11 protein-coding genes and 3 pseudogenes are annotated in these 9,285 nt (G+C 69.9%); 9 read left to right on the forward strand and 5 right to left on the reverse strand.

Annotated features, from left to right (window positions below; all coding sequences use genetic code 11):
* Window positions 1-124: 124 nt before the first annotated feature.
* Together LJ657_RS49265 and LJ657_RS48430 are read left to right on the forward strand one after the other, a co-directional pair.
* Window positions 125-634, forward strand: coding sequence for a hypothetical protein (locus tag LJ657_RS49265; RefSeq protein ID WP_232655349.1), 510 nt, complete (start codon window positions 125-127; stop codon window positions 632-634).
* Window positions 635-821: 187 nt separating this feature from the next.
* On the forward strand, window positions 822-1,130 hold the full coding sequence (locus tag LJ657_RS48430) for a helix-turn-helix domain-containing protein (RefSeq protein WP_308117142.1): 309 nt from the start codon (window positions 822-824) through the stop codon (window positions 1,128-1,130).
* Here LJ657_RS48430 and LJ657_RS48435 read toward each other — a convergent pair.
* Together LJ657_RS48435 and LJ657_RS44070 are read right to left on the reverse strand one after the other, a co-directional pair.
* Window positions 1,022-1,423 (reverse strand): winged helix-turn-helix domain-containing protein, encoded by a 402-nt coding sequence (locus LJ657_RS48435; RefSeq protein ID WP_443735576.1) that lies wholly within the window; start codon window positions 1,421-1,423, stop codon window positions 1,022-1,024. The genes LJ657_RS48430 and LJ657_RS48435 overlap by 109 nt on opposite strands.
* Before the next feature lie 291 nt (window positions 1,424-1,714).
* A complete protein-coding gene (locus LJ657_RS44070) occupies window positions 1,715-2,272 on the reverse strand; it encodes a hypothetical protein (protein ID WP_232655351.1) in 558 nt (185 codons plus the stop codon).
* A 146-nt stretch (window positions 2,273-2,418) separates the two neighbouring features.
* Here LJ657_RS44070 and LJ657_RS44075 point away from each other — a divergent pair.
* Together LJ657_RS44075 and LJ657_RS44080 are read left to right on the forward strand one after the other, a co-directional pair.
* Window positions 2,419-2,550 (forward strand): annotated as a pseudogene (locus LJ657_RS44075) (undecaprenyl-diphosphatase); the annotation flags it as partial.
* 160 nt (window positions 2,551-2,710) lie between these two features.
* Entirely contained in the window at window positions 2,711-2,890 is a 180-nt protein-coding gene (locus LJ657_RS44080) for a hypothetical protein (protein ID WP_232655352.1), read from the forward strand.
* 10 nt (window positions 2,891-2,900) lie between these two features.
* On the opposite strand, the pseudogene LJ657_RS44085 reads toward LJ657_RS44080, so the two are convergent.
* A pseudogene (locus LJ657_RS44085) lies at window positions 2,901-3,516 on the reverse strand (alpha/beta fold hydrolase); the annotation flags it as partial.
* Between LJ657_RS44085 and LJ657_RS44090 the strand changes: the two are divergent.
* Window positions 3,469-3,882, forward strand: a pseudogene (locus LJ657_RS44090) (TetR family transcriptional regulator C-terminal domain-containing protein); the annotation flags it as partial. The pseudogenes LJ657_RS44085 and LJ657_RS44090 sit on opposite strands and share 48 nt — an antisense overlap.
* Before the next feature lie 26 nt (window positions 3,883-3,908).
* Here the strand turns inward: LJ657_RS44090 and LJ657_RS44095 are convergent.
* Window positions 3,909-4,889, reverse strand: coding sequence for an LLM class flavin-dependent oxidoreductase (locus LJ657_RS44095; RefSeq protein WP_232655353.1), 981 nt, complete (start codon window positions 4,887-4,889; stop codon window positions 3,909-3,911).
* 110 nt (window positions 4,890-4,999) lie between these two features.
* On the opposite strand from LJ657_RS44095, the gene LJ657_RS44100 reads away from it, so the two are divergent.
* Together LJ657_RS44100 and lnt are read left to right on the forward strand one after the other, a co-directional pair.
* The gene (locus tag LJ657_RS44100) at window positions 5,000-5,485 is read left to right on the forward strand and encodes a nuclear transport factor 2 family protein (protein WP_232655354.1); all 486 of its coding nucleotides are present in this window, start codon (window positions 5,000-5,002) and stop codon (window positions 5,483-5,485) included.
* A gap of 70 nt (window positions 5,486-5,555) precedes the next feature.
* Window positions 5,556-7,154, forward strand: coding sequence for an apolipoprotein N-acyltransferase (gene lnt, locus LJ657_RS44105; RefSeq protein WP_232655355.1), 1,599 nt, complete (start codon window positions 5,556-5,558; stop codon window positions 7,152-7,154).
* Here the strand turns inward: lnt and LJ657_RS44110 are convergent.
* Window positions 7,078-7,983, reverse strand: a complete 906-nt coding sequence (locus LJ657_RS44110) for a Gfo/Idh/MocA family protein (protein ID WP_232655356.1) — start codon at window positions 7,981-7,983, stop codon at window positions 7,078-7,080. The two genes, lnt and LJ657_RS44110, sit on opposite strands and share 77 nt — an antisense overlap.
* A gap of 185 nt (window positions 7,984-8,168) precedes the next feature.
* Here LJ657_RS44110 and LJ657_RS44115 point away from each other — a divergent pair, with 185 nt between their 5' ends.
* Together LJ657_RS44115 and LJ657_RS44120 are read left to right on the forward strand one after the other, a co-directional pair.
* Window positions 8,169-8,681, forward strand: a complete 513-nt coding sequence (locus LJ657_RS44115; RefSeq protein WP_232655357.1) for a DinB family protein — start codon at window positions 8,169-8,171, stop codon at window positions 8,679-8,681.
* A gap of 113 nt (window positions 8,682-8,794) precedes the next feature.
* A complete protein-coding gene (locus LJ657_RS44120) occupies window positions 8,795-9,265 on the forward strand; it encodes a hypothetical protein (protein ID WP_232655358.1) in 471 nt (156 codons plus the stop codon).
* Window positions 9,266-9,285 lie beyond the last annotated feature (20 nt).

Consider the following 9,285-nt stretch of genomic DNA (forward strand, 5'->3'; position numbering starts at 1 on the left):
CTTGACCTCAATGCGATCTGGACGGCTTCCTCACGGAACTCCGGCGAGTACTTACTGGGTGGCGCCACTTCTTCCTCGTTTCCTTGTCCAAGACAACCCTATTGGGTGCCTGTCCGGAAACTTCGTGGCCCCTCAGGTCGACGAGGTGCTGGTGGTAGTCGCCACCGTCCAATCTGTCGAGGTGCTGGACGGGAGCACACGGCTGCCAACCTTCGCGGTGCCGTACCAGTTTCTCTTCGTGATCCTTCACCTGTTCCGCGAGTCATGGTTCGAAAGGACGGTTAGAGCAGGTGCCGACACCCTCTACAAATACGCGGACGTGCTCCGTCTGTGGTTCAGGCACACAGAGGTTCTCGTTGCCGAGGTAGGGCAGTTAACCGAATGCTTCGGTATCGCGGATCCCGTCATCTGGGTGCTGGGGCACACCGATCGGATCTTTTCGACCGGAATCGTCGAGGCCCTGGGATTGGCCAGCCGGGTGGACGAGGACTGGTTGTTCAGCGCCCGGGCCTCAGGCGGAGCGCCACTCAGATGGCGGGGCTCCATGCGACAGAGACTGCACGCACGTGACCGGGCGGAGCTCCTCGACGGTGCTGTTTCTCGGGCTACTGAGCTTGAACTCGGGTCGTGGTAGACGCTGACAGGGCTTGGTTCTCGCGGTACGCCGTTGTCCTGAGGTACGCGCAGGGCGGGGGTCTGTCGGACGAACGTCGGCAGTTCCGTGAGGGGATCCGGATGACGGCGGACGAGGGGTTCGACCGAGGCGAGCCCAGCTCGGTGATCGCAAAGGAGTTACGGGTCAGCGTCCGGTAGGTGCAGCGGTGGCGGCGAGCCTGGGACAAGGGTGGCCCGCGCGCTCTGCGGTCGGCCGGCTCGGCGTCGCCGCCGAGGTTGAGCGAGGCCCAGTTCGTGCAGCTGGAGGCGGAGTTGGCCAAGGGGCCCGGTCGCGCACGGCTGGCCGGATCAGCGGTGGAACGCTCTCGAGGGTCAAGACCGTGATCGGCCGTCGGTTTCACAAGAGCTACACCCTGCAAGGGGTCCGCAAGCTGCTGATCCGGCACGGCTTCTCCTGCCAGGTGCCGGCCACCGCCTCATCGTCCCGCTCGATGGTCCGGCGGGCGGGCTGCTGACACGACCAACCGTGCCGCCGCAACAACTCCCACATACCGCGGATCGACAACAACACCCCAGGTTGGTCCGCGATCAGCAGCTGCACGCGCGAGAGCGTCCATCGCTCATCCGCCCAGCCCACAGCCATCGCTCCGTCCAGCAGCAGCGGCTCGAGCACGGCGAAGTCCATGTCGCCGACCTTCGGTCGCTTCGCCGGACCCGACGTGCCCAGCGCCCCGCTTCCGCCCTCCCGCCAACACCGCCGCCAGCGCTCCACCGACCGGACACTGACACGTAGTTGCTTGGCGATCATGACCTGCCCGGGCTTCGCCGTCGGCCAGGGCCGGTGCGTGAACGCGGGAACTGCCGGTGGTGCATGGGCCGCGTCGAATGGGCCACGTCGACTCGGCCTCCCGGTGCGTGTACTGCCTGCGCCAGATGGAGCCTTCACAGCCCGAGGCGTGACGACAGCGTCACGCCGTCGTTGAACATTACGACTCCATACACCGGGCCCCGGGGAGGTCGTCTCCCCCGGGGCCCGTGGTGTGTCCGTCCGGCGTCACGGGAACGCGAGGGGCTGTGCCGACTGCGGTGCAGCCCCCGGTCATCGCCTCCAGGAGCCCTGGGGGTCACGCTCGGGCATGTGGCTGGGATGGGCGAGTTGGCCGGTCGCAGCCTGGGCGAGCCAGGCGGCCCACCGGCTGATGAGCTCGTCCAGGTCCCCGATGACGAGCCGGGTGAAGGGCCACGCCACCTGGTGCATGTACATCCCCGGGCCGACGGCGGCGCATGATTCGTGGTGAGGGTCGAGCGCGAAGGGCGCCGTGGTTCCCACGACGGTGCGCAGCGGGGTGTCCATGAAGGCGGTCTCGAACCACTGGTACTGGTCTTCCGCCTGTGCGTCGGCGTAGCAGAGGGAGTGGCTGCGGCCCTCGTATCCGTAGTGGTTGGCGGGGACCTTCAGGGAGAGGGTCGCGGACGTGATGACATCGAACGGTGCCGGCGTGGAGGTGGTGCGCCAGATCTCGGGCGCGGTCACTCTCGGTCCGCCCAGCGTCAGCTGGGCGTCGTTGATCCGGACGGTCCAGCCTGCCTGATTGCCCTTGCGGACCTCCGCGCTCGGGGCGGCGTTCGTGAGGAGGCTCGTGTTCAGCGTGCTCATGGACGATGCAGTCGATGACGGCCTGCGGGCCGAATCACCGGTGAAGAAGAAGTCTGGAAAGTGCCATCTCCCACTGCTCTCCCATTCGATCTTGAAGAGTAGTGGAAACAGCAGGTCAAAGCCGCTCAGGACCTCGACGCTCGAAGTGGTTCATGAAGTTCATCTCGACCAGGAGCTTCATGCCCTTCGTCTGGTACCGCATCGCGCTGGGCATCGTCATCATCGCCCTGGTCAGCGCGGGCGTACTGAGCCCGCACGCGGCGGAGTCGGCGGGCTGACCAGGCCCTGCCTCTCCGGCGGGCCCGCGGACTTCAACGCTCCGCCGCGGTACGGAAGTTGCAGCTCCGAGCGGCCCCGCGAAAATCCGTGACCAATGACATACGGCATGGGTAGCCGTCCGGTAGCGCAGTGTCAGTGCTTGCCCCTAGGCTTGTGCGCATGTCCCCCCATTCCTTAACCCCTGGTTCCGTGCGTTCTGCCGCCGAGGTCAACGAGCAGATCCGTGCGCTGTGGATGCGCGCGGGCGGTTCCCTGTCGGCTCAGGAGCGCGCGGAGTACGAGCTGTTGGTGGTCGAGTGGGCGGCAGCGATCCAGAGCGACGTCATCGAGGCGGCCTGAAGGGCGGACGTCAGCCGACGGCGTCCATGAAGCCCAGCATCCGGCGGTTGACCTCGTCCGCATGGTCGATCTGCGGTCCCTGACCGGTACTTGAGACGATCTCGGCCCGGGCGCCCGGCACCAGGCGCGGCACCCGCTCCACCTGCCGCCGCGGGTGCACCAGCAGGCTTCGCCTGCCGAGCACCAGATAGAGCGGGGTGCGCACGGTGGACAGTCCGGCGTCGGACAGCGGCAGCGGAGCCTGGCGCCGGATGCGATAGGCGCGGACGGCCAGCCTGATCATCGAGCGCAGTTCCGGCATGATCAGCACCGGCTGCTCCAGCCGGCGCGCGAGGCGCGGGCGCAGGGCCTTGGGGGCGAAGGTCGCGAACAGGCTCGCGAAGATCCAGACGAAGAAGCGCAGTCCGAACTTCTCCAGGCCGCCGGGTTCGAGCAGGGTGACCGAGGCGAGGCGATCGGGCCTGAGGTGCGCCTGGTTCAGGGCGAGCCAGCCGCCGTACGAGGAACCCGACGAGGTGGACGCGGTCGAGGCCGAGTCCGGCGAGTGTCTCGTCGAGCCACTGCGCGGCGCGTTCCGGAGGTTCGGGCAGCGGGTCGCCACCCGGGTCTCCGCGGCGGGAGACGGCCCTGGCCCGCGCGCGACGGCAGAGGCGCTGTTGATGACAGCACTGCCGACCGACGAGGAGAGCCGCACCTTCCACCTTCTCTGCACCTCGTACGCGGTGCTGGCAGTGACCGGCGAGGCCCTTGCCGCCCAGCCCTTCGTCAAGGACCCCGACGCCGCCGAGGAGGCCCTGACCACCCTCCTCCGGCAAGCCGGGGAGGCGGGCCTCCTGCGCCCCGGCGTGGACGCGCGGATGGAGGCGGTCAGCCTGCTCGCCCTGTCCGCGGGGCTCGGCACGAGCGTCCTCGTCGGCCGGCGCAGTCCCAAGGCGGCCGCGGAGGTCCTGCACCACCACCTGGACCGGATCTTCCAGGGCACGAACCGTTGACCACGGTTCGCCGCGGTGTTCCCGCCTCACACCGCTGGGGCGACCTGCTCTTTGACGAGTTGGTACGACCGCAGACGGTCGGCCGGCGCATAGATGGGCGTCACCAGCATGAGTTCGTCCGCGCGGGTCACCTCCACCAGGGCCGTCAGCTGCTTCGCGACGATGTCGGGCGAGCCGTGGGCCTGTTGGACGCGGAAGCCCGTCACAGCCCGCTCCTCCTCGGTGGTGAACGAGTGGGCGGCAGCCTCTTCGGGAGTCGGGAAGGGGATGTCGCCCCGCCCCTTGAGGAGGCCGGCCTTGACGACATCCATCGGGCCGGCCAGCCAGGCCGCCTCCTGCTGTGTCTCGGCGCAGACCGTTTCCACGCAGACCAGCACGCGGGGGCGTGCGCACCAGCGGGATGGGGAGAAACGCGCCCGGTAGTGATCGAGCGCGGCGAGGGTGTTGTCCGGGCGGATGTGATGGGCGAAGGCGATCGGCAGTCCGAGTTCCGCGGCGAGCGCCGCACCGGCCGTACTCGACGCAAGCAGCCACGGCTCCGGCAGCGGGTCGAGCGCGACCTCGTCCACCAGGAAACGCAGGGTGGCCGACACGTCGTCCCGGTACTCGTCGTCCGTCGTCGGCCCGGCCCCGCGCCGCAGGGCCCGCGCCGTCGGTTCGTCGAACGTGCCCGGGCCGCGGCCGATACCCAGGTCGATCCGGCCCGAGTGCAGTGCGGCCAGCGTGCCGAACTGCTCCGCCAGCATGATCGGGGCGTGGTTCGGGGCGAGCACGCCCCCGGAGCCGAGCCGTATGGACGACGTCAGCGCGGCCGCGTGCGCGGTCAGGACAACGGGCGGAAACGCTCCGATGGCCGGGGAGTGGTGGTGCTCGGCGTACCAGAGCCGGACGTAGCCGAGCTCCTCGATGTGCCGGGCGCACTCGGCGGTATCCCGTAACGTGTCCGCGGCCCTGGCGCCCGACTGGACCATGGCCACTTCGAGCGCGCCGATCGGAATGGTGATCATCCGGTCAGTATAGGAATCGCCCGAGGCCGAACGACGGGCGCTGACAACGAACTTGTGTCGTCGCCGCGCACCCCCTTGGCCCGGCCCGTCCCATGCCCAACACTGAGCCGATGACGCAGCGTGTGGAGCTCGCGACCGTGATGGACCGGCTGGCCGTCGACGAAGTGGTCACCGACTACGCAGCCGCCGTGGACGACGGCGACTGGAAGGCGTACCGGGGGCTGTTCACACCCGACGGGCGCGCGGACTACCGCTCGGCCGGTGGCATCGAGGGGGGTGTGGGCCAGGTCGCCGCCTGGCTTGCCGAGAGCATGCTGCTCTTCCCGATGCGGCAGCATCTCATCGTCAATCGCCGGGTGCGGTTCGGAACGCTGGAGCAGGACGTCGGCGACACCGCGCGGGTACGGGCCGACTACGTCAATCCGATGCGGTTCGCGGCCGACGGCGGAGGACCGGCCGCTCCCGACTTCGTGTGCGGCGGCCGTTATGCCTTCGGGCTGCTGCGGACCCACGACGGCTGGCGGCTGCGCGAGGTCGTCGTGGAGGAGAAGTGGCGGCGCCTCCCCGAGCCGCATGTCGCCCCTGTGGCCGAGTGATCCGGCGGCCCTCTGTCCCCGATCACCGAAAGAACGCACACTGGAGCCACCGCCGGGTAGGGAGGCGCCTATGAAGACCTTTGGTCAATGGCTCGCCTCCCCATGGCGGCGCTCGGCGATCGCCGCGCTGGCGGGCGCCCTGCCCGTGTTCACGTTCCCCGCCCCCTCGCTGTGGTGGTTCGCCTACGTGGCGCTGGTCCCCTGGATCGTGCTGGTCCGCTCCGCGCCCACCGGGAAACGGGCGGCCTACGACGGCTGGTGCGGCGGGTTCGGCTACATGGTGGCCGTACACCACTGGCTTCTGCCGAGCCTGAACGTGTTCATCTTCATCATCGCCGCGCTGCTTGGCGCGCTGTGGGCGCCCTGGGGCTGGCTGGTGCGGCGTTTCCTGGGCGGGGCGCCCGGGCCGGGGCGCGGCCTGGCCGCGCTCCTCGTGCTGCCGTCGGCCTGGCTGATGGCCGAGCTCGTGCGCTCCTGGCAGGGGCTGGGCGGCCCCTGGGGCATGCTCGGCTCCAGTCAGTGGCAGGTGGAGCCCGCGCTGCGGCTCGCCTCGGTCGGCGGGGTGTGGCTGCTGAGCTTCCTGCTGGTGGCCGTCAATGTGGCTGTCGCCGGGGTGGTGGTGCCGCGGGTCAGTGGCATGTCACATACCACTGTGGTCTGGGTTCCGGCCATGGCGGGACTGGTCGCGACCGCCGCCGCCACCTCGGCGGCCTGGGTGTGGTCACCGCGTCCGGACGTGGACGGCCAGACGCGGATCGCCGTCGTGCAGCCGGGCGTCATCGACGGCGCCGGCAGCGCCGACAAGCGCTTCGACCGCGAGGAACAGCTCACCCGGCAGCTCGCCGGGCAGCACCCGAACCTGATCGTGTGGGGCGAGAGCAGCGTCGGATTCGACCTCGGTGAACGGCCCGACCTCGCGAAGCGGATCGCGGCCCTCTCGCGCGAGACGGGGTCCGACATCCTGGTCAACGTGGACGCCCGGCGCTCCGAAAGGCCCGGCATCTACAAGAGTTCGGTGCTCGTCGGCCCGGACGGGCTGACCGGCGACCGCTACGACAAGATGCGGCTCGTGCCCTTCGGCGAGTACGTCCCCTTCCGCTCGGTACTGGGCTGGGCCACCTCCGTCGGCAAGGCAGCCGGCGAGGACCGCAGGCGCGGCTCGGAACAGGTCGTGATGAACGTTGGGCACGGGCTGAGCATCGGACCGATGGTCTGCTTCGAGTCCGCGTTCCCCGACATGAGCCGTCATCTGGCCCAGGACGGCGCCGAGGTGCTGATAGCGCAGTCCGCGACGTCGACGTTCCAGCAGAGCTGGGCCCCCGAGCAGCATGCCTCCCTCGCCGCGCTGCGCGCCGCGGAGACGGGGCGTCCGATGGTGCACGCGACGCTGACGGGGGTGTCGGCCGTGTACGGGGCGAGCGGGCAGCGCCTGGGCTCCTGGCTCGGCACGGGCTCCAGCTCGGCAGTGGTATATGACATTCCACTGGTCCACGGCACCACCCCCTACGTCCGCTACGGCGACTGGCCGGTACACGCCGCGCTCCTGATCCTCACCGTGTGGTGCGCGGCCGAGGGCGTACGGGCGGTCCGGCTCAGGCGGCCCGGTCCTCAACCGCACGTACCACCCGTTCGCACAGTTCGTGAGTCGCCAGTGCGTCCCGGGCGCTGAGCACCTTCCCCGCCCTGACGGCGTCGAGGAAGGCCAGCACCGCCTGTTCGATACCACGCTGACGGGCCACCGGCACCCAGTCGCCGCGCCGCCGCAGGGTCGGCTGGCCCTTGTGGTCGATCACCTCGGCAAGATTGAGGACCTGCCGCTTTGTGTCCTGCCCGGACACCTCGAGGATCTCCTCCGCCGAACCGCTGAGCCGGTTCATCACGCCCAGCGCGGTGAACCCGTCCCCGGCCAGCTGCAGCACGACATGGTGCAGCAGACCGTCCTCCACACGCGCGCGTACCGTCACGTCGTCGACGGGCCCCGGCACCAGGAAGCGCAGCGTGTCCACGACGTGGATGAAGTCGTCGAGGATCATCGGGCGCGGCTCCTCCGGCAGCCCGATGCGGTTCTTCTGCATGAGGATCAGCTCACGCGGGTGCTCGGCGCACTGCGTGTACCCGGGTGCGAAGCGCCGGTTGAAGCCGACCGCGAGCGAGACGTCGTGCTCCTCGGCGAGCGCCACCAGCCGCTCGGAGTCGGCGAGTTCGTAGGCGAGGGGCTTGTCGACGTAGGTCGGCACGCCCGCCTCAAGGAGCCGGGTCACGATCTCCGGGTGCGTGAGGGTGGGCGTGTGCACGAAGGCGGCGTCGAGGTCCTGGCCGAGCAGGGCGTCCAGGGTGACGTGCCGGTGATCCGCGGGGAGGTGGAGACTGTCGCCGACCCGGTCGAGCGTCGCCGGCGTACGCGTCTGCAGGTGCAGTTCGGTCCCGGGGAGGCCACCGAGCACCGGAAGATAGGCCTTCTGCGCGATGTCGCCGAGTCCGATGCAGCCGACCTTCACGGGGTGGTCTCCTCTAGCGGTTGCCTGCCGGGTCCTGCCGGAAGCATACGGCTGCCGTGGCGGCGGCCGGCCTGCAACGGAATCGAAGCCGCGCAGGAGGTGGACTGACACCACCTGTACCCGGCCGGTAGCCGGCGGCTGAAAACTCGTGGTCTGTTCGGATCCCGCTGGGAAAGGATGCGGTCATGACGAACGAACGCCGTGAACCCGCGACCACCGCCGACGAACGCACCATGTTGGAGGGCTGGCTGGACTACCACCGGCAGACCCTGGCCTGGAAGTGCGAGGGCCTGACCGACGAGCAGCTCAGGACCGCCGCCGTGGAGCCGTCCACGCTGTCCCTGATGGGGTTGGTGCGGCACATGGCCGAGGTCGAGCGCTCCTGGTACCGCCGGGTCCTCACGGACGAGGAAGCGGGTCCGGTCTACTACAGCGACGAGGACCGGGACGGCGAGTTCCGTCTCACCGAGGCGGACACCTGGGCGGAGGCGTACGCCACCTGGCAGGCCGAGATCGAGGTCGCGCGGCGCAACGCGGCCCGCTTCGCCCTGGACGACACCTCCGAGGGCAAGCACCGTCGCACCGGCGAGCGCTTCAACCTGCGCTGGATCCACACCCACATGATCGAGGAGTACGCCCGCCACAACGGCCACGCCGACCTGATCCGCGAACGCATCGACGGCGCCACGGGCGACTGACGTCACCCGCGGTGCCCGCCCGGCCCCCCGTACGGGGCGGGAGATCACCCGCGCGGGGCATCCTTCGCTCATACGGTGCCACCGGCACCGCCGGGCCCGACATCGTTGCGCAGGTGCATCGAACGACGACCACCGCAACGCTCCTGGTCACCGTGGCCGTCTCGGCCCTCGCCGGCTGTGTGACGATCGAGCGCCCGCCCGTCTCCGGCCCGCCGCCGGCACCGTCCCCGCCGTCGGCGCCGTACCCCGACGACGACGGGAATCCGCAGATCGTGCAGGCGCCGGTCCATGAGGCGCCGGAGGGGGTCGGCCCGTCCCGGCGGCCGGAGCCCGAGCCGCCGGAGCGACACGGTCCGCCGGCCGAACCGCCGGCGCCGCAGCACTCGCGTCCGCGGCCCCGTCCTCACGAGGCGCACCGCGGGTCCGGGCACCATGGGCGGCCCCGCGTCGAGGTCCCGGACGTGTCCGAGCCGGTCCCGAAGAACACGAAGAACACGGACGTGTGCGCCCTGGGCCGACAGTACGGGGGCTGGCAGGCGGACAGTCCGGAGTCGGTCATCTGCAAGCAGGCGTACGGGAGTTGAGGTGCTCATCTGCAAGCAGG

Origin of the sequence: Streptomyces guryensis, from assembly GCF_021261325.1 — a bacterium.
GTDB classification, from domain to species: Bacteria; Actinomycetota; Actinomycetes; order Streptomycetales; family Streptomycetaceae; genus Streptomyces; species Streptomyces guryensis.

Excerpts from the sequence above, each read along its gene's own strand:
- LJ657_RS44115 (WP_232655357.1), top strand. The coding sequence starts at position 8,169 with ATGACGAACGAACGCCGTGAACCCGCGACCACCGCCGACGAACGCACC.
- LJ657_RS44080 (WP_232655352.1), top strand. The coding sequence starts at position 2,711 with ATGTCCCCCCATTCCTTAACCCCTGGTTCCGTGCGTTCTGCCGCCGAG.
- LJ657_RS48435 (WP_443735576.1), bottom strand. The coding sequence starts at position 1,423 with ATGATCGCCAAGCAACTACGTGTCAGTGTCCGGTCGGTGGAGCGCTGG.
- lnt (WP_232655355.1), top strand. The coding sequence starts at position 5,556 with ATGAAGACCTTTGGTCAATGGCTCGCCTCCCCATGGCGGCGCTCGGCG.
- LJ657_RS44070 (WP_232655351.1), bottom strand. The coding sequence starts at position 2,272 with ATGAGCACGCTGAACACGAGCCTCCTCACGAACGCCGCCCCGAGCGCG.
- LJ657_RS44095 (WP_232655353.1), bottom strand. The coding sequence starts at position 4,889 with ATGATCACCATTCCGATCGGCGCGCTCGAAGTGGCCATGGTCCAGTCG.
- LJ657_RS44100 (WP_232655354.1), top strand. The coding sequence starts at position 5,000 with ATGACGCAGCGTGTGGAGCTCGCGACCGTGATGGACCGGCTGGCCGTC.